19 protein-coding genes are annotated in these 19,273 nt (G+C 44.4%); 14 read left to right on the top strand and 5 right to left on the bottom strand.

From position 1 onward, the window contains the following. The coding region (locus ABDW33_RS30875) for an FtsX-like permease family protein (RefSeq protein WP_343693943.1) at window positions 1-1,070 on the top strand (1,070 nt) is incomplete at its 5' end. A gap of 127 nt (window positions 1,071-1,197) precedes the next feature. Here the strand turns inward: ABDW33_RS30875 and ABDW33_RS30870 are convergent. Next, a complete protein-coding gene (locus tag ABDW33_RS30870; RefSeq protein ID WP_343693942.1) occupies window positions 1,198-2,034 on the bottom strand; it encodes a transketolase in 837 nt (278 codons plus the stop codon). Between the two features lie 178 nt (window positions 2,035-2,212). On the opposite strand from ABDW33_RS30870, the gene ABDW33_RS30865 reads away from it, so the two are divergent. Then, a complete protein-coding gene (locus ABDW33_RS30865) occupies window positions 2,213-3,361 on the top strand; it encodes an MraY family glycosyltransferase (protein WP_343693941.1) in 1,149 nt (382 codons plus the stop codon). A gap of 160 nt (window positions 3,362-3,521) precedes the next feature. Further along, window positions 3,522-4,085: a ribosome recycling factor gene (gene frr / locus ABDW33_RS30860; protein ID WP_343693940.1), complete on the top strand. Its 564-nt coding sequence runs from the start codon at window positions 3,522-3,524 to the stop codon at window positions 4,083-4,085. 78 nt (window positions 4,086-4,163) lie between these two features. Here frr and ABDW33_RS30855 read toward each other — a convergent pair whose 3' ends face one another. Then, the gene (locus ABDW33_RS30855) at window positions 4,164-5,027 is read right to left on the bottom strand and encodes a DMT family transporter (protein WP_343693939.1); all 864 of its coding nucleotides are present in this window, start codon (window positions 5,025-5,027) and stop codon (window positions 4,164-4,166) included. Between the two features lie 180 nt (window positions 5,028-5,207). Here ABDW33_RS30855 and ABDW33_RS30850 point away from each other — a divergent pair, with 180 nt between their 5' ends. From ABDW33_RS30850 to ABDW33_RS30810, 9 genes are all read left to right on the top strand, one after another. Then, on the top strand, window positions 5,208-5,954 hold the full coding sequence (locus ABDW33_RS30850) for a PPK2 family polyphosphate kinase (protein WP_343693938.1): 747 nt from the start codon (window positions 5,208-5,210) through the stop codon (window positions 5,952-5,954). Between the two features lie 137 nt (window positions 5,955-6,091). Next, a complete protein-coding gene (gene mscL / locus ABDW33_RS30845) occupies window positions 6,092-6,532 on the top strand; it encodes a large conductance mechanosensitive channel protein MscL (protein ID WP_343693937.1) in 441 nt (146 codons plus the stop codon). A 165-nt stretch (window positions 6,533-6,697) separates the two neighbouring features. Further along, a complete protein-coding gene (locus ABDW33_RS30840; protein ID WP_343693936.1) occupies window positions 6,698-7,639 on the top strand; it encodes a DUF3078 domain-containing protein in 942 nt (313 codons plus the stop codon). 70 nt (window positions 7,640-7,709) lie between these two features. Beyond that, window positions 7,710-8,498, top strand: a complete 789-nt coding sequence (locus ABDW33_RS30835; protein WP_343693935.1) for a segregation/condensation protein A — start codon at window positions 7,710-7,712, stop codon at window positions 8,496-8,498. Then, window positions 8,495-9,394 carry a helix-turn-helix domain-containing protein gene (locus tag ABDW33_RS30830; protein WP_343693934.1) on the top strand — a complete coding sequence of 300 codons (900 nt, stop codon included), beginning with the start codon at window positions 8,495-8,497 and terminating at the stop codon, window positions 9,392-9,394. The genes ABDW33_RS30835 and ABDW33_RS30830 overlap by 4 nt, the downstream gene beginning before the upstream one ends. Window positions 9,395-9,558: 164 nt before the next feature. Beyond that, entirely contained in the window at window positions 9,559-10,086 is a 528-nt protein-coding gene (locus tag ABDW33_RS30825; protein WP_343693933.1) for a YceI family protein, read from the top strand. 292 nt (window positions 10,087-10,378) lie between these two features. Further along, entirely contained in the window at window positions 10,379-10,789 is a 411-nt protein-coding gene (locus tag ABDW33_RS30820; protein ID WP_343693932.1) for an OsmC family protein, read from the top strand. Window positions 10,790-10,942: 153 nt separating this feature from the next. After that, entirely contained in the window at window positions 10,943-11,419 is a 477-nt protein-coding gene (locus ABDW33_RS30815; RefSeq protein ID WP_343693931.1) for a Dps family protein, read from the top strand. A 271-nt stretch (window positions 11,420-11,690) separates the two neighbouring features. Next, window positions 11,691-12,065 carry a hypothetical protein gene (locus ABDW33_RS30810; protein WP_343693930.1) on the top strand — a complete coding sequence of 125 codons (375 nt, stop codon included), beginning with the start codon at window positions 11,691-11,693 and terminating at the stop codon, window positions 12,063-12,065. A 21-nt stretch (window positions 12,066-12,086) separates the two neighbouring features. Here ABDW33_RS30810 and ABDW33_RS30805 read toward each other — a convergent pair whose 3' ends face one another. Continuing rightward, a complete protein-coding gene (locus tag ABDW33_RS30805) occupies window positions 12,087-13,121 on the bottom strand; it encodes an iron-sulfur cluster-binding domain-containing protein (protein ID WP_343693929.1) in 1,035 nt (344 codons plus the stop codon). Between the two features lie 75 nt (window positions 13,122-13,196). Then, window positions 13,197-15,125, bottom strand: coding sequence for a 1-deoxy-D-xylulose-5-phosphate synthase (gene dxs / locus ABDW33_RS30800; RefSeq protein ID WP_343693928.1), 1,929 nt, complete (start codon window positions 15,123-15,125; stop codon window positions 13,197-13,199). A 424-nt stretch (window positions 15,126-15,549) separates the two neighbouring features. Between dxs and ABDW33_RS30795 the strand changes: the two genes are divergently transcribed. Together ABDW33_RS30795 and ABDW33_RS30790 are read left to right on the top strand one after the other, a co-directional pair. After that, window positions 15,550-16,587, top strand: a complete 1,038-nt coding sequence (locus ABDW33_RS30795) for a histidine kinase (protein ID WP_343693927.1) — start codon at window positions 15,550-15,552, stop codon at window positions 16,585-16,587. A gap of 139 nt (window positions 16,588-16,726) precedes the next feature. Beyond that, on the top strand, window positions 16,727-17,455 hold the full coding sequence (locus ABDW33_RS30790) for a LytTR family transcriptional regulator DNA-binding domain-containing protein (protein WP_116852712.1): 729 nt from the start codon (window positions 16,727-16,729) through the stop codon (window positions 17,453-17,455). Window positions 17,456-17,579: 124 nt separating this feature from the next. Here ABDW33_RS30790 and ABDW33_RS30785 read toward each other — a convergent pair whose 3' ends face one another. Continuing rightward, the gene (locus ABDW33_RS30785) at window positions 17,580-18,335 is read right to left on the bottom strand and encodes a geranylgeranylglyceryl/heptaprenylglyceryl phosphate synthase (RefSeq protein ID WP_183289654.1); all 756 of its coding nucleotides are present in this window, start codon (window positions 18,333-18,335) and stop codon (window positions 17,580-17,582) included. Between the last annotated feature and the right edge of the window lie 938 nt (window positions 18,336-19,273).

Raw genomic sequence — 19,273 nt, 5'->3', positions numbered from 1 at the left:
CTCTTTATTCTTCCTTTTACCCATCCGTAAAGGTGAGCCCGGTGAGCGGAAAATCGTTGCACCTGACAACTGCCCAACTGAAGCAGATAGCAGGGGTAAAAGGCGTGGCATTCATGACAGAAGTAATTGAAGAAAAGGCAGTGTTGCGATACGGGGACGGCGATCAGACGATCGCTATCCTGAAGGGAGTGGATAGTAATTATAACAAGGTAGCGGCAGTGAACAAGAATATTGTTCGTGGTCACTATGATACGGGCGATGAGCTGGCTTACAGGGCTGTGTTAGGTCTTGAGCTGGAAATGGCACTGGGCGTGGATGTGGAAAGGAGCCTGGTACCAATTACGGTATACCTGCCCCGCCGTAACATTAGCAGCGTCACCACACCTGAAGAGGCACTGGGAAGCGGCGTCCTCTACCCTTCCGGGTCATTTGCTATTCAACAGGAGTTCAACAGCAAATATGTGATCACCCATATCGATTTTATGAGAGGGGTATTAGGGATGGCTCCTGACGAGATGTCGGCACTGGAGATCAAGGCAAAGCCCGGCGTAGATGATAATGACCTGAAGGTAAAGCTGAAACAGCTGTTAGGTGATAATTACCACCTGGAAACAAGATATGAACAGAACCAGTCGCTGTACGCCATCATGCAGACAGAGAAGTGGGCAGTATATGTGATCATGTCTTTTATTATGGTGATTGCTGCATTCAATATGATCGGTTCTCTTTATATGCTGGTTATGGAGAAGCAGAAGGATATTACTATTCTGAAGGCGATGGGGGCGAGAAGCAGCCTGATTACTAGGATCTTTCTGACAGAGGGATTGATCATTGCTGGGATTGGTACGTTGATAGGATTTTTTATCAGCATTACGTTTTGTGTATTGCAAGATAAGTTTGGCCTGGTCAAATTGCAGGGGCAGTCATTTTTAGTAGACTCCTATCCTGTAAGTATGCACTTCATGGACTTTGTGCTGGTGAGTATCACGATCATTGTAATCGGTGTGGCTGCCAGCTGGTATCCTGCCCGCAGAGCGGGAAGGCAACAGGTGGCGCTGAAGGCAACCTGACCTATTCGAATGATATTTTTAGCCGTCTATCGCAGGCGGAAAAAGTTAGTAAAAAAACAGGCCGGTCACTTCGTGACCGGCCTGTTTTTTTTGCCTGTTCCCAGGCTATTCATTGCTGAGTTTTCCATTAATAATCTCCCAGTGTCTCTGGCAACTGGTTCAGTGCGCTCTTCAGCTGTTCATCGTTTGGAGCAATACCATGCCACTCGTGATGTCCTTCCATGAAGTCAACACCTGCACCCATAATCGTTTTCATCAGGATTACAATTGGTTTGCCCTGACCGGTCATTTCTACTGCTTTCTCCAGTGTAGCCACTACTTCATCCATATCGTTTCCATTCATATGCAGTACGGTCCATCCAAAAGCGGCAAACTTAGCTTCCAGGTCACCGAGACCAGCTACTGCTTCTACAGTGCCATCGATCTGCTGTCCATTCCAGTCTACAGTCGCAATCAGGTTATCTACTTTATGATGAGGCGCAAACATAATTGCTTCCCAGTTCTGACCTTCTTCCAGCTCACCATCACCATGGAGAGAGAATACAATACGGTCATCATTATTCAGTTTCTTAGTCAGTGCAGCACCAATTGCAACACTCAGCCCCTGACCCAGTGATCCGGATGCCATACGTATACCAGGTAAACCTTCATGTGTGGTAGGGTGACCCTGTACACGGGAGTTTAACTGGCGGAAAGTAGCCAGTTCAGACACTTCAAAATACCCGGAACGGGCTAATGCACTGTAAAATACCGGCGAGATATGGCCATTGGATAAAAAGAACAGGTCCTGATCACCTCCGTCCATGTCAAAAGGCTGCGGCTTGTGCTGCATTACCTTAAAATACAGGGCTGTGAAAAAATCAGCACAACCTAATGAACCGCCTGGATGGCCACTCTGGCAGCCATGCACCATGCGAACGATATCCCTTCTGATTTGTGTAGCTATATCTTTCAACTGTGGCATAATACTTGCAAATTTTTTGATCAGGCGAAAATAATAGAATTTAAATACAAATGCACATAATCTTGCCTAATTCCCTCATTTTAACTTTGTCATCCCGGTATTCTGGTATATTTTCGGATATCTTGATACACATTTGATTGAAATTAATATCTTTGTACATAGACCAAGTCCCTCCCAAATGGAGAATGTTTTAATTGCTACCGTCCTAAGTTTCGTTATAACCTACTTTGCAATCCCCGTCCTTATCCGGGTGGCAGAATTGAAGCATTTATATGACGAACCGGACGAACGGAAATCTCATAAGTCGCGAATCCCAACATTAGGAGGGATCGCTTTTTTTTCTGGATTCATTGTGGCTACAGCGGTTTGTGTACCTGCGTTGGCTGACTCTCCATACCAATATATGGTGGCAGCGTTCTTTGTGATATTTATGGTGGGAATGAAAGACGACATTGTAGGTCTTACCCCGTTGAAAAAACTCATTGGCCAGTTAATGGCTTCTTTTGCAGTCATTTATCTCAGCAATTTACAGATCAGCAGTATGTATGGTTTTATGGGTATCAATGCCCTGCCTCCGCACTTTAGCCTGCTGCTCACATATTTTACATTCCTGGTAGTGATCAACGCTTTCAACCTGATTGATGGTGTGGATGGCCTGGCGGGTAGTGTAGGCATGCTGGTATCTGGCGTACTGGCTTCTTACTTCCTGTATACCGGTCAGCTGTTATATGCTGTGATCGGTTTTTCTATGGCTGGTGGTTTAGCCGCTTTCCTCATTTACAATATTTCTCCGGCCAGGATCTTCATGGGAGATACCGGTTCATTGCTGGTGGGCCTGGTGAATGCCATACTGACTATCAAATTTATCGAAGTGGCTGGTAATCCGGCTGGTAAGCTGCCTGTAGAATCTGTTCCTGCTGTTGCAATTGCGATACTGATCCTGCCACTGTTCGATACAATGCGTGTATTTGCGGTAAGAATGCTGCATGGGCGTTCTCCGTTCTCGGCTGACCGCAATCACCTGCATCACTACCTGTTGGCGCTGAACCTCAACCACCGGCAGACGACGCTGGTATGTGTAGTGGTAAATGCTGCTTATATTGCTTTTGCATTCATTTTCCAGCATATTGGTACTGGCTGGCTGCTGAGCAGTATGATTGGCTCCGCCTTAGTTCTTACCGGCGTGCTTTATCAGGCCAAAAAGAGAAAGGAAAATATGCTACATAAGGTGAATCTGGCTACCCTCAACGACTCCAAACCCGCAGTAGAGGTAGTTCCAAAATCCCCTATCAGAGTCAATCCAAAAGGTATATTACAGGATAAATAACCGGAACTGGTTTTTTATTGTTCCTGCTTACCTGTATGAAGGCCATGGCAGGTAAACAATTGTCCGCTTCGCTTACCTCATATTCTATTTCTATCATATCCCGGCTTCAAAATCTCAGATAATTCCTGTAGGTTTGCACGCACTTAATTATTTGTTTGCTATGCAAGATGATCTAACGTTAATCATGGACGATGCCAGCGACTCCATGAAAAAGGCGATCGCTCACCTTGAGCTGGAATTGACAAGGATCAGAGCTGGTAAAGCATCTCCAACCATCCTGGATGGGATCTCTGTGGACTATTATGGGTCTGCTACCCCGCTCTCCCAGGTTGCCAATATCAATGTGGCTGATGCACGTACCCTGACTGTTCAACCCTGGGAAAAAAATATGCTCCAGCCGATAGAAAGAGCTATCATTGCTTCCAACATCGGTATTAACCCACAGAACGATGGGATGATCATAAGGCTGTTCCTGCCGCCACTGACAGAAGAAAGAAGAAGAGAATTTGTAAAAAGGGCAGCTGGAGAAGGAGAACACGCGAAAGTGTCGATCAGGAATATCCGTCGTGATGCGATCGAAGGAATCAAGAAATTGCAGAAAGATGGCCTGAGCGAGGATACTGCAAAAGATGCAGAAGCTGACGTGCAATCACTGACCAATAAGTTTATTGAGATGGTAGATAAGCACTGCGCACAGAAAGAGAAAGAGATTATGGCGATCTAAGGAATTGTCAGATGATATTAAAAAAAGGTTGTATCAACAATGAGATACAACCTTTTTATTTTTAAGGTTTCCAGGCAATTATTTCCTGTTTACAAGATATACGCCACCTAAGATGATTGCCAGGCTCAGGATCTGTAGGACCGTGATATGCTCTCCGGCCAGGAAGCCCCATCCCAGCGCCACTACCGGCAATGCATAGGTCACCATACTGGCGAACATAGCCCCCGTTCGGCTGATGAGAAAATAAAATAAGACGGTTGCAATACCGCTCCCCAGCAGACCTAGTGTAGCGGCCGCTCCTATAGACGTCCACGGTATAGCAGGGCCACTGAGCAACGCAAAGAAATGTGTATACAGTAACACCGGCAAGGCCAGGATGGCACAGAATCCCAGAGAAATGGCACTCACCTGTATGGATGAATAATCTTTCAGGTGCTTACGGGCCAGGTTGATATTAGTGCCATAGCATACCGTGGCTACAAGTATCCACAGACCGTAGTACCAATAACTCGTGCTGATGCCCTGAGACGCGAATAGTAAGATGACTCCTATCAGGCCGGCACTAATACCCAGTAATTGACGTTTAATAATTGCATTATTGAACAGCAAAGCCCCTGTTACCAGGGTCATGAGCGGCGTAAACCCGTTCAGGATACCAGCCAGACCACTGTCTACATGCGTTTCAGCAATACAGAAAAGAAAGGCAGGGAAGAAATTACCTAAGAGTCCTGACAGGAAGATCAGGGGAAGTTTCCTGACAGGTATTTTGTGAATAGCACCGAAAAAGAAAGGTGATAATGAAATGCCGGCGCAAAGCATGCGGAGGCTGGCTACCTGCCAGGGCGATAGGTGCTCCATACCCAGTTTCATGAGAATGAAGGAACTACCCCAGGTGAGGGAAAGGAGGAGAAAGATCCCCCATTGCAATGTTCGTTGGCTCACTTTTTTTTGATTTTTAGAATGGCGCTACAAAGATCGCAAAAAAGAAGGAGACGCATTTTAAGAATAAGAATCATTAAAATCCGGCATAAAGAAATTCCTGCGGCAGACAGGAAGATTTCTACTTGTGAAGTACAACACTTCGGTTTATAATTTGTTACACTAAGTAGAAATGCTACGCGAATGAGTAAAATTAAACTGGCAGATATTAGTACAACAGCTCCTAAAAAGCTGGATAAAGAAAAGACGAAAGCCCTGACTGACCAGATTAGAGAAGAGCTGGATGAGTTACAGAACCTGCTCTATGCTGAGCATAAACATGCGGTATTAATTGTTTTGCAGGGTATGGATGCAAGTGGGAAAGACGGTGCTATCCGTTCGGTGATGAGTACAATGAACCCGGAAGGTGTAAATGTTCATGCATTCAAGGTACCTACTGAGCAGGAAATGGATCATGATTTTTTATGGCGTATACATCAGCAGGCTCCACCCAAAGGCATGATTATGGTATTCAATCGTTCTCATTATGAAGATGTCTTAGTGCAGCGGGTACATAAATGGATTGATGAAAAAACGGTGGAGAAGCGGATGAAGGCAATCAATGATTTTGAAAGATTATTGACAGTACATGGCAATACAACGATACTAAAATTTTATCTGCATGTATCACAGGAAGAGCAGGCGACGCGCCTGAAGGAGCGCACGACTAATCCAAAGAAGATGTGGAAATATAATAAAGGCGACCTGATAGAGGCAAAGTTCTGGAAGAAGTATAGAAAAGCATATGAGGATATATTTGAACATTGTAATGATGTGCCATGGATGATTGTACCAGCTGATGATAACTGGTATAAAGAGTACGTAGTCGCAAAAACGTTAAGGGATACACTGCTGTCATTGAAGATGAAATATCCTACGTTGAAAGATTAAGTAAATGTTTTGATAGTTATAGCAGGTAGTAAAAGATACAAGGAGTTAATACCGTTTTTTTATAGATTTTTTATGCGAAGAGTGAATGTATTATCTTGGCTCCGCAATTTGTTCGTGTCACCTAAAAAAGTCGTTATATGGGTTTCTTCAAAGAGTTCAGAGATTTTGCCACCAAAGGAAATGTAATTGATCTCGCAGTCGGTGTGATCATTGGTGCTGCTTTCGGAAAGATTGTATCGGCACTGGTAGATAACATTTTTATGCCCATCCTTGGTATTCTGACTGGTAAAGTGGATTTCAAAGAAAAGTACATTCTGCTGAATGACAGTAAGGGAACAGGTTTTGAATCGCTTGCCAAAGCAAAGGAAGCTGGTGCCCCAGTATTATCTTATGGCCTGTTTATCCAGTCCGTAATTGAATTTGTTATTATTGCTTTCTGTATTTTCCTGCTTGTAAAGGGAATCAATGCCCTCACTAAGAAGAAAGAGGAAGCTCCTGCAGCCCCAGCTGCCCCACCGGCACCTACTCCACAAGAGAAGTTGCTGATGGAGATCAGAGACGAATTAAGAAAAAAATAATTACGCATAAGAATAGTGTACAGGGGGTGGCCATTGGCGACCCCTTGTAGCTTTTTATAGAGTTTTTTACTTTTGCGGCTTTAGAACAATTAATTCAAGGCGGTTCGTAAGCTGCTGTACAGGTCTCACTGTATGCTGACCCCCGCATTTAAACCACAATTTATAATGAGAAAATCCTTTTTGACGGCCATTTTACTGGTGTGTACATTCAGTTTACTGCATGCTCAGACAGACTGGATGAAAACCTCCCGCGAGGAAGCGAGCGGAAAAATTAAAAAAGATGCCAGCGATACGACACATAAAGTCTGGAAAAAAGGAGGCACTTTTAACCTGAACGTAAACCAGGGAACATTGACTAACTGGGCCGCAGGTGGTGATAAATTCTCTTTCTCCGTTGCTTCTTCCCTGAACGCATTCGCTTTTTACAAAAAAGGCAGGCACAGCTGGGACAACGTGCTGAACCTGGCTTACGGGTATGTAAATACCACCAGCCTTGGGGGGCGTAAGAGCGATGACCTCATCTCCATTACCTCTAAGTATGGTTATGACATCGGTAAGAACTTTTACCTGTCAGGTCTGGTCGATCTTCGTACACAGTTCTCAGATGGTTTCCTGTATACAGACACTTCCAGGACCCTTTCGTCCAGATTTTTCTCTCCTGCGTACCTGGTGCTCTCTCCGGGTATGGACTATAAGCCGACAGACCAGTTTTCTATATTCTTCTCACCTGTGACCGGTCGTTATGTATTCGTGATGGATAACTACCTGTCTTCCCAGGGAGCTTTCGGGGTAGATACCGGCAGACATGTGAAATCTGAGTTTGGTGCTTACCTGACAATCAATACTGTACAGACGCTGGCCAAAGGGATTGTATACAAAGGCAGGTTAGATCTTTACTCCAACTACCGGAACAATCCGCAGAACGTGGATTTGTATATGACCAACTCGCTCAATCTGGCAGTAAATAAATATATCTCCGCCGTGATCTCGTTCGATATGATCTATGATGATGACGTGAAGTCCTTCGTGAATCCGAAAACGGGTGTGCTGGGTCCAAGGCTACAGGTCAAAGAGGTGATCGGGGTCGGTTTCTCGGCCAAGTTTTAAGCGGGAATTTTTTACTATTTTTGAATGATCCCTTCACCCGGAATTTGCCAGGCGAAGGGATCATAACATTATGGCTGACAACTCATACAAGATAAAACTACCCCAGTTCGAGGGCCCTTTTGACCTGCTGCTCTTCTTCATTGAGCGGGACGAGCTGGACATTTACAATATCCCCATCACGACTATTACCAACGACTTCCTGGATTATATTCATCACCTGGAATCGCTCAATATCGAGCTGGCCAGCGAATTCATCCTTTTCGTATCTACCCTGATGCGTATTAAGGCCAAGATGCTGTTGCCCCGTAAAGAACTGGATGAGCAGGGAGTGGAAATAGATCCCCGCCAGGAATTGATCGATAAGATCCTGGAATATAAGCGCTATAAACAGGCCGCTGCGGAACTGGCTGAAAAAGAAGCCGACAGGATGCTGATGATCAAGAGAGGGAATATTGCCAAAGAACTGTCATCTATCGGTGAAATTACCAGCGAGGGTACTGAAATTCAGACGCTTACTCTCTTTAAGCTCACCCAGACCTTCGAAAAGGTGATGCAAAGGGTAAAGCAGAGAGATAACAAGCCCCAACACGTCGTTTATAAGTATGATTATACCATGGAAGGCTCCCGTCAGTACATGATAGAACTGGCGCAGAAGGAGAAGACCCTGGCATTTGAAAAGATCTTTGATCATTGTCAGGATAGGGTGCATGCCATCTTCCTCTTCCTCGGCATGCTGGAACTGGTGCAAATGAAATACATGACTATCATGGTGGGTGAAGGCAGGAACAACTTTATCATCGACTTTATAGAACCTGAAGACCGCGAACTGGAAGTAGCGGGAACACTGGATATGGAATGAGTGACAAGAAAGAACATATCGAAATCGTCTCTCTACCGGCGTACGCGCAGGCAGACAGTAACTTTGTTGCTTCCAGTCTCTGTGAGCTGAAAGAGAGTTTTTTCGCTACTAATGGGAAACCCCACCGTCACGACTTCTACACTATCTATTGGATCAAGCAGGGGCATATCGAGCCGACCATTGATGCCGTTACATACGAGGTAAATAAGAATACACTTTATTTTCTGGCCCCGGGCCAGGTACATACGATGACCTTCAGCGAAAAGGTAGAGGGGTACATGATTGCGTTTCAGGATGCATTTATGTGTCTGAAAGACCAGGCTGCTTCGCTGATGGGTATTAATTCTTCTCTGTTTTTCAATAACCAGTTCAGTACCGTCATTACCCTGCAGCCGGAACAGGAAAGAGACTTTGAGATGCTGGTACAGCTCATGAAAAAAGAGGTGAAAGACCAGGAGCCGGGATATGATACTGCTTTGCATGGATTGCTACGGTACTTTCTGGTACTGGCTTCCCGCATCAAGGGTAGCAGCATGATAGCAACACCCGATCAGCACGCATCGCACAACAGCTCTCTGTTTTTACAGTTTAAGAACCTCATTGAAGAGAAATATACCACCCTCAAGAATGTATCTGATTATGCAGGGTTGATGCACGTGAAGCCGGTATTGCTGAATGAGATCAGCAAACAACAGTCTGGCATCACGGCAGGCGAGCATATCCGTAACCGGGTCATCCTGGAAGCGCAGCGTTATTTATATAATACAGACTTGTCGGCAAAAGAGATTGCCTACAGGTTAGGTTTTGAAGATCCTCATTATTTTAGTCGTTTTTTTAAGAAATATACCGGTCAGACCCCTTCTGAATTCAAAGAAACCGGAAAATTAGCAATCTGATAATCAATTAGTTATTTAAATGGAATAAAAAAGTCCACCACTTTCCTCTTTTTATCCATTTTAGATATTTGTTGCAACGATTAATTTTACATCATCAAACAACAAACAAGGCAATTAATCCTTTAGATATTTAAAAACATTCAAAAAACTAAAACTCTTATTTTATGGCAATCTGGAAAATTGATCAATCTCACAGTGATGTAGAATTTAAGATTAAGCATCTGATGATCACTAATGTAACTGGTTATTTCACAAAGTATGATGCGACTGTAGAAAGCAACAGCGATGATTTCACTGACGCTAAGATCTCTTTTGAGGCTGAAGTAGCTGGCATCACTACAAAGAATGAGCAACGTGACCAGCACCTGCAGGCAGAAGATTTCTTCCATGCAGCGCAATTTCCAAAACTGACTTTTACGTCTACAGGTATTAAGAAAGTAGATGACGAATCTTATAAAGTAACTGGTGACCTGACTATGCGTGGCGTGACCAAACCAGTAGAACTGGATGTTGAGTTCAGCGGTATTGTAAAGGATCCATACGGACAGACTAAGGCTGGCTTTGAAGTAAAAGGTAAAATCGCGAGAAAAGAGTATGGCATTACGTTCAACGGTCCAACCGACAACGGTGGTCTGTTACTGGGTGAAGAGGTAAAACTGCTGGCAAGTGTGCAGTTGGTAAAACAAGCCTAATCAGGAATAGAGGAAGATTTCTGGCAATCCTGACTGGTATTAAGAAACATTAGATCGGAACAGGCAATAGTACAAAGCAAAGTGTGTGGGTGGATGAGTGATATTAGGCGCATTAACTTTTTTTGAAGGATAGATTGCCAGAAATAGTGAGTAGCCGTCCCTTTGGGGCGGCTTTTTTATTCTACGTATGTAGAGAAAAATCTACGTGGGTGCGAAGTTGAGAAGAATAAAAGAAGTAGTAATTTAGGGATCCCTTCAAATACATTAATTAATCTACACAAAAAACTGAATCATGAAGAGAAATGCTTCTGCTAACTGGCAAGGAACAGGAAAGGATGGGAAAGGAACAGTTACTACACAATCCACTGTGCTGAACAGTACCCCTTATTCTTATAAGAGCCGTTTCGAGGATGGCAATGGTACTAACCCTGAAGAACTGATTGCAGCTGCGCATGCAGGCTGTTTTACCATGAAGCTGAGTTTCCTGATTTCCGGGGCTGGGTTTACGCCGGAGAACCTGGACACGAAAGCGACGGTTACGCTCGAGAATGGTGCGGTGACTGGTAGTCACCTGGAATTGAAGGCGACAGTGCCTGGTCTGGACCAGGCAAAGTTTGCAGAACTGGCAGAAGAAGCGAGAACGAATTGTCCGATTTCAAAGCTGTTAAATACAGAGATTACATTGGATGCAACATTAGCGTAATCAGGTGTAAGCTGTTTACGGAATGATTTCCTGTCGGCCTTTACCGGGAGGAAATCATCCCTTTTTGCGAACGGGCCAGTCAGCCATGCAAAGCATGCTGACTGGCCCGTTCGGCATTTGATTTGTACTCCTAAGTCAAACAAATTTAATCGTATGAGTACCGCAGTAACTAACATCGGACTGGAGAAAAAAACTTCAAAGGAACTGGCAGAAAAACTGAACCATCTGCTTGCTGCTTACCAGGTTTTTTACATGAACGTACGCGGCTTCCACTGGAACATACGCGGCGATAAATTCTTTACCCTTCACATCAAATTTGAAGAATTATATACCGATTCGTTGACCAAAATCGATGAAATCGCGGAGCGTATCCTTACCCTGGGCTTTACCCCTACGCATGCTTTCTCAGACTATATAGCAGACTCTCATATTCATGAAATAAAGAATGAAGGAAAAGACACGGCCTGTGTACAACATGTACTCTCCGGTCTCCAGACCATTATTGAAATAGAGCGTGAAGTGTCTGCCCTGAGTGCTGAAGTAGGTGACGACGGGACGAATGATCTTATTACCACATACATTCGTGAACAGGAAAAAGTGATCTGGATGTACAACTCATACCTGCGTTAAAAATAAAATATCATCCTTCAATGCTGGAACAGGCATTTTATAACCAGCATACCTGCATGTAATGTGAATAATTAATTCGATTGCATGTGTGGTATAACAGTTTATAAATAAGCACCCATATAACGGGAAAAGGCAATTTGTTAAAAAGCAAATTGCCTTTTTCTATTGCTAAAAAGGTTTGTACCTTAGAAAGGTGTTCCAAACAGGACTTGTATTGCGCAAGGAAAGCATGATTGATCAGCTAATTTTTTTCACAGCAAAATCAATACATATGGAAGTTTCAGCACAAACATCAGAGCTCGAACAGATCCAGGACTGGAAGGTAGAAGTGAATAGTGTCAGAGATACCATCCGGTCTATGCAGCAGCGTCTTGAATTATTGTCCGGCAAGAAAAAAGACGAAGATTCTCTGGCCCAGATTGAGCATTTTCAAAACCAGTTCATCCGTCAATTAGAGGTATCGGATGAGATGTTCCACGACTTAAAGCAATGTGCTAAAAAGATCTCCAACAACGGTCAGCTCGCCGTTCTACATGATGACCGCCCCGTGGATGACTGCGCCACAATGGAAGATCGCATGCAAACATTCAGAAAGCTATATAACGAGTTACAGGAAGAATTCAACGCATTTTCCGCTTTTTCATAACCTTACCTGCCATATAAAGGATCAGATTTCTATGGTGACGGTCTCACTTACTGCATATCCTGTGCAGGTAAGCAGGTAGCCTTGTGCTATCTCTTTTTCAGTGAGCACTTCATTGAGGGCCATCCATGTTGTTCCCTGTGTGCAACGCGCTGTGCAGGAGCCACACACGCCTCCTTTGCAGCTATAAGGCAGTATAATGCCCCGGGCCAGCGCTTCGGTCAGAATATTCTTATTGCCGGGTAGTTGTAAGGTATAGCTATCATGGCCTTTCCTGATTATCACAGTTTTCATCGTACTGTCTGCCGGTGTTCCAATTCGCTTGAGTTGGGGGGCGGTATCAACGATGAAATTTTCTTTGTGTAGTTGTTGTTCGCTATACCCCATGAAGGTCAGCGTAAGCAGTGCCATGCGCATATATTCAGGAGGTCCGCACACAAAGAATTGTGCCTGTGATGGTGTGTATTTTAATTGCTCATTTACCAGTGGTTCCAGCAGGCCATTGCTCAATCTGCGAATGATGCCTTCCCCGCTGAAAAGATAGATAATATGTAGTTGTTCAGCATATTGTTGTTGCAGGGATTGCAGCTGAGCATGGAAGATGGTGCGTTCCTGAGTAGGGCTGCTATATACCAGTTTGACATGAGCATGGGTATAGTGATGCAGGATGTATTTCAGCAGGGAAAAGAGCGGGGTGATACCACTGCCGGCACCTAACAGGAAGATATCGAAAGGTTCGTTGGGTATTTCATCGAGGGTGAACCTGCCAGAAGGCTGTAAAGTAGTGACGATATCACCTACCTGCCAGTGATCGTGGATATGTCGTGAGATCTCGCCATTCTCCTTGCGACGAATGGTGACAGCCAGATCATGATCTATGCCTGGTGAAGAACTGAATGAGTAGGACCGGCGATATTCTATGCCATGTAGTTCAATGAGAAATGTCAGGAACTGGCCAGCCTCATAGGCGACTTTTGCATCATTTACTGGCTGAAGCCTGTAAGTGAAAGTGTCTGCAGTTTCTTTGATGATAGCTGTGATCTGAAGCTGTAAATACATATTTACAAAAGTAAAAAACGCTTTGGTCTGAGGCCAAAGCGTTTTTTATGAGGGGAGATATAAAATTTGCTACTATTAAATAGCTGTTACTGTCACTTTATCTTTCAGCATTTCTCTCACTGCGCTGGCGATACCGGCAGCATCATATCCACATTCACGGTGCAGTTCTTCGGGCTTACCATGCTCGATGATACGGTCAGGAATACCCAGGCGTTTTACTTTCGCCGCATATCCATGATCTGCCATGAATTCCAGTACTGCACTACCAAAGCCACCATTGATGGCGTGATCTTCTACGGTGATCACTTTGTCGTACTGGCTGAATATTTCATGCAGCATTTCTGTGTCGAGTGGCTTTACAAAACGCATATCGTAGTGAGCAGGTTGCAGGTCTTCTACCAGGAGATTTTTGCAGGCTTCAGTCACGAAGTTACCTACAGGACCCAGGGAGAGGATGGCGATATCCTTACCACTACGTAGTTTGCGGCCGGTGCCTACTTTAATTTCTTTGAAAGGCTGGCGCCATTCAGGCATTACACCCTGTCCTCTCGGATAGCGGATCACGAAAGGCATTGTCTGCGTAGACAGCTGGGATGTGTACATGAGGTTACGCAGTTCTTCTTCATTCATGGGAGAGCTGATCACTACATTAGGTACACAACGCATATAAGCAATATCGTAAGCACCGTGATGGGTAGGACCATCTTCACCTACCAGGCCTGCGCGGTCCAGGCAGAATACTACAGGAAGTTTCTGGATAGCTACATCATGCAATGCCTGGTCGTATGCACGCTGGAAGAAGGAAGAGTAGATGTTACAGAATACCCGCATACCCTGGGTAGCCAGACCGGCAGAGAGGGTAACGGCATGCTGTTCGCAGATGCCCACATCGAAGGCGCGATCCGGCATCTTTTCCATCATGAATTTGAGAGAAGAGCCGGAAGGCATAGCAGGCGTAATACCCATGATGGTGTTATTCTGCTCTGCGAGTTCAATAATTGTATGGCCAAACACGTCCTGGTATTTGGGCGGTTGTGGCTTATCAGGCACTTTTTTGAAGATTTCACCGGTGATCTTGTCGAACAGGCCGGGTGCGTGCCAGGTAGTCTGGTCCTTTTCTGCCAGTGCATAACCTTTACCCTTGGTGGTAACGATATGGAGCAGTTTAGGGCCGGGAATATCTTTCAGGTCCTGCAGGGTATCTACCAGTTTGATGATATTATGCCCGTCGATCGGACCGAAGTAACGGAGTTTCAGTGATTCGAAGAGGTTGCTGGAGCCGGATACTACGCCTTTGATGCCTGCTTCCAGTTTAGAAGCCATATCACGGGTAAAGCGTTTGCCTACTGGAAGTTTGCCCAGGAGGTTCCACACATCATCGCGGAACTTATTGTAGGTTGGCGAAGTGGTGATATCGGTCAGGTATTCTTTGAGTGCGCCCACGTTCGGGTCAATGGACATGCAGTTATCATTGAGGATAAAAAGCACGTTGGCATTGGCAACACCTGCATGGTTGAGGGCTTCGAAGGCCATACCTGCGGTCATTGCGCCGTCGCCGATCACAGCAATATGCTGGCGGTCGGTTTCTCCTTTGAACTTGGAGGCGATGGCCATACCAAGGGCTGCGGAGAGGGAGGTGGAGGAGTGACCTACGCCAAAGGTGTCGTAGGGGCTTTCGTCTCTTTTAGGGAAACCGCTGATACCGTGGTATTTACGGTTGGTATAGAACACATCTCTTCTGCCGGTGAGGATTTTGTGTCCATATGCCTGATGACCCACATCCCATACCAGCTGATCATAGGGGGTATTGAATACATAGTGCAGGGCTACTGATAGCTCTACCACGCCAAGGCTGGCCGCAAAGTGGCCACCATGCACGCTTACCACGTCAATAATGAACTGGCGGAGCTCTTCGCTTACCTCATGCAGTTGTTCTTTACTAAGCTTCCGCAAATCAGCAGGGGTTTGTATGTTGCCCAATAGGGGGCCCGGCGTAATGTTCATATCTGTTGGATGCAGGATTTTAATACACAAAAGTACGATAAATAATGTGTGTATGCACTCCACAATTCATTTGCCAAATATCAGCACATACTACCATTTGGCATCGTAGAATTCCGTACATCTGCACCTGTTGCTGTATACCACTGGCTAGTGGTATTTTTGGACGGGAAGATATGGTCGGATTTATCCGGAAATACTTTTTTCTCCGGACTGACAGCGATATAGATGGAAGGTTTTGGGACGGTGGCGGGTGTCCTTTTCAGCAAAAACGGGATGTACAATCTGCCTTTTGGAATAAAAGTGGCAATCCTGAGATAGTTGGGCAAGATGAGTTTTTCCGGCAAAGGCGAGCAGCATTTGGTGCAGAGGATTACCGCCGCTATGTTATTTTGAAGTGTAGCAGTTGTTTATTAATTTCAAATAGATGTTTAAACGAATATCAAAATATTGGTGGTGTCAGATAGCTGGATGGGCTGCTTATTTTGTCGTAAATATATTCTTCGCTTACTCCTACCAGGGAAGTGTGGACAGATCTTACACTATCAATCTGCTGCTGATCATATTTTTTGGCCTGGTTGCCACGCATGCACTCCGAAGCATGTTACAGCGTATAAACTGGTTCCAGTACAGCTTTGAGAGCCAGATGTTGTTGTTCTTCGGACTGACTGTAGGTGCCGGAATTATTATATATGTTGGGAATATCTCGGTGGGAAACCTGTTTCGTGATGTAAGCCAGCGGCGAACGCTGGCCGATCTGAAAACGGTTAATTTTCTCATCCCTATTTTCCTGATTACGGCTATCTGGTGGCTCATTTACTTTGTGTGGCACTATATAGACCGGAGCAGAAACACCCAGGTTGATAAGTTGAAACTGGAAAGTACGGTGAAAGAGCTGGAGCTGAAGACGATCAAATCACAGTTAAATCCTCACTTTATTTTTAACGCGCTCAACAGTATCCGGGCATTGGTGGACGAAAACCCGCAAAGAGCCAGGACGGCCATTACGGAATTGTCAAATATACTCCGCAGTTCCATGCAGGTAGAAAAGGCAGAGACGGTGAGCCTGGAAAATGAGTTGAGCATTGTAAAAGACTACCTGGCCCTGGAAACGATCAGGTTTGAAGAACGCTTGAAAGTAGAATACGATATAGATCCGGAGACGCTGGAATTGCCGGTACCACCGATGATGTTGCAGACATTGGTGGAGAATGCGATCAAGCATGGTATTTCAAGGATCATCACAGGAGGAACAGTATTGATTGGCTCTCATGTAAGGAATATGCACCATGAGATTACGATCGAGAATACAGGTCAGCTGTCTGCAGCCGGGCCGGGTTTTGGATTTGGCATACAGAGTACGAGACAACGGTTGAGTATGTTATTTGGCAGCAAGGCATCTTTCAATATCAGCAACAAGGATGGGGAGATGGTAGAGGTGAAAGTGGTAATGCCGCTGTTCTGAGGCCTTTTTAATGATTTTGGGTGGAACAGATGATGGAGCTCCTTCCCGGCTAAAGGCCATCATACCGGCGTCTCTCCTGAATAGAATAAAATTCTTAGATTTATAGTAACGCGCAGCGATCAAAACAAAGCAACTGCTCATGAAAAAAGCTTTAATTATTGACGATGAAAGATTAGCCAGGAGTGAGCTTAAAAAGCTGCTGGCAGACCATCCAGAGATTGTAGTGGTGGGGGAAGCGGTGAATGCCAAAGATGGTCTGGATAAGATCGAAACCCTGCATCCGGATCTCCTGTTCCTGGATATCCAGATGCCTGATAAAACTGGTTTTGACTTATTGGCAGAGCTGGAAAAGGCTCCCCAGGTTATTTTCACCACGGCATACGACGAACACGCGCTGAAAGCATTTGAGTACAACGCCCTGGACTACCTGCTGAAGCCGGTAGAACCTAAGAGGCTGGCAGATGCCATACACAAATTGCATCAGCAGGAAGAAAAAGAAAGACAGGCCGAAGTAGGCGCGATCAGAACAATTCTTTCCGAAAACGACCAGGTATTTGTAAAGGATGGTGACCGTTGCTGGTTTGTGAAATTGCAGGAGATTCGCCTTTTTGAGAGTGTGGGGAACTATGCGAGGGTGTATTTTGAGACAAATAAACCATTGATCCTGAAGTCATTGAATGCGCTGGAGGAGCGATTGGATGAGCGCACTTTCTTCAGGGCAAATAGAAAGCATATAGTGAATTTGCGGATGATCGAGAAGATCGATACTTATTTCAATGGAGGGTTGTTGTTGGAAATGAAGGGTGGGGAAAAGATAGAGGTGAGCCGGAGACAGGCGGTAAAGTTTAAGGAGATGATGAGTCTGTAGGAAAGAGATATGAAAATCTTAAAATGAGGTGTATCTTCGGAATAATTTGCAGGTTTAAAACTTAGAAATACAACAAAAAGTCCCCTTTTCGGAGGGGACTTTAATTTTTTTGCCAACGGGGCAATTATCTTAGCACAGGTGCTGCATGCACAGCATCTGCAATTTCCTTAATTAAAGAAGCGTCTTTCTCAATAGCATTTCCGACTACGATGATATCGGCGCCGGCTTTACAGTTCAGATAGGCTTTTTCAGCGTCCCGGATACCGCCGCCCACAATGATAGGGGCACTCACCTGGCTGGCCACACGGGCAATCATACTTTCAGTAATAGGTTTACGGGCTCCGCTGCCGGCGTCCATATAGACAACTTTGAGACCAAGCATTTCGCCTGCGATGGCGGTACACATGGCTATATCGTCTTTGTCTGCAGGAAGTGGAGTTGTGTTACTGATGTAGGATACGGTTGTAGGTGCTCCTCCATCTACGACCATGTAACCAGTGGAAATCACTTCAAGGCCGCTCTTCTTCACCGCAGGGGCAGAGATGACGTGCTGACCTATTAATAATTCCGGATTACGGCCTGAGATTAAGGATAAATATAACAGCGCATCTGCGTAGCGGGAAACCTGGGAGGGACTTCCGGGAAACAAAACTACTGGTATATCACAGTTGGCTTTCAACTGTTGTACACACTCGTCAAGATGAGAGGTAATCACAAGGCTCCCTCCCAGAAAGATATAGTCAACCTTTGCTGCTGTACATTTAGCTGCAAGGTCAGCTGCTCCTGCTGGAGTTACCTTATCCGGATCAATCAGTACTGCAAAGGATTTTAATCCCTTTGCCTTCCTGTCGATGAAAGAATTGTATATTTTATTGTGCATCAAAATAGCATTGTTCCGGTTGTCGCAAAAGTATTAATTTTTTGGTAATAAGTCACAGTCTTAGAGAAATATGCATGTGAGCTATTTTCTATTCAAAAAACAGCATCGTTGAGACCCCTTCCCATTTTTACACGCTGCAATCTTTGGGCCATTCACTCAGGTGTAACGGATTAACTTGCTAAAAAGTTATTTATTATCATATAAAATAAAAATATATTTTTTGTACGATAAATACAAGCAAGTTACTAAAAAGCAGCGTTAGTTAACAGGATAACTATGCCAGTTCAGGCCGAAACGCAATAGCAGAGGCCCTTTCAGCCGGATTTACAAATGTAAATTTCCCGCTGTTGATAGATGCCTGAAAACGTGCTACTAGCCTCATTCTCAGGCTTTAGCGTACAGTGTCTTTGTTAATGATTTGTTATTGTGGTCTGAAAATTTTAAAGAAAAATAACATGCCCTTACATTTGTATTCAAATAGGGTTTTCATAGGATAGTAACAAATTGAGGGCGCCTTTCCAGGTGCCCTTACTATTTTCTCTCATTGCTGAATTATATGTCTTATGTATTTCTACCGCATAGATTTCCCCATACACCGCTGATTTTTCTCAAAGGCATATTGATAACTTTTATAAGTTAGTTTTATAGACTATAAGTTCGCACTCCACAAATCGTTCTGGTAAAAATCTGAGAATTGATGTATCACAGATGTAGGTGAGGTTTCTCCTCTTTTAGTTGGCATTTCCTATATATTCGAATAAACGCTCATTTTGGATTTACCATCAACCCATTATTTTTTTTATACGTTTCCCCATAATTGATCTTAATAAATTTAAACAGGTTAAATATTTAGGCCTGTGGGTTTATTAAAATATATATTTATTATATTTGTTATTATATTAATTTTATTATGGTTACTGTCCTATGAAAAACCAATT

The sequence above is a fragment of the Chitinophaga sp. genome, from assembly GCF_039596155.1.
In the GTDB taxonomy this organism is placed as follows: Bacteria; Bacteroidota; Bacteroidia; order Chitinophagales; family Chitinophagaceae; genus Chitinophaga.
The sequence above is the reverse complement of the archived record's forward strand: the minus strand, read 5'-3'. Positions and strand labels throughout refer to the sequence as shown.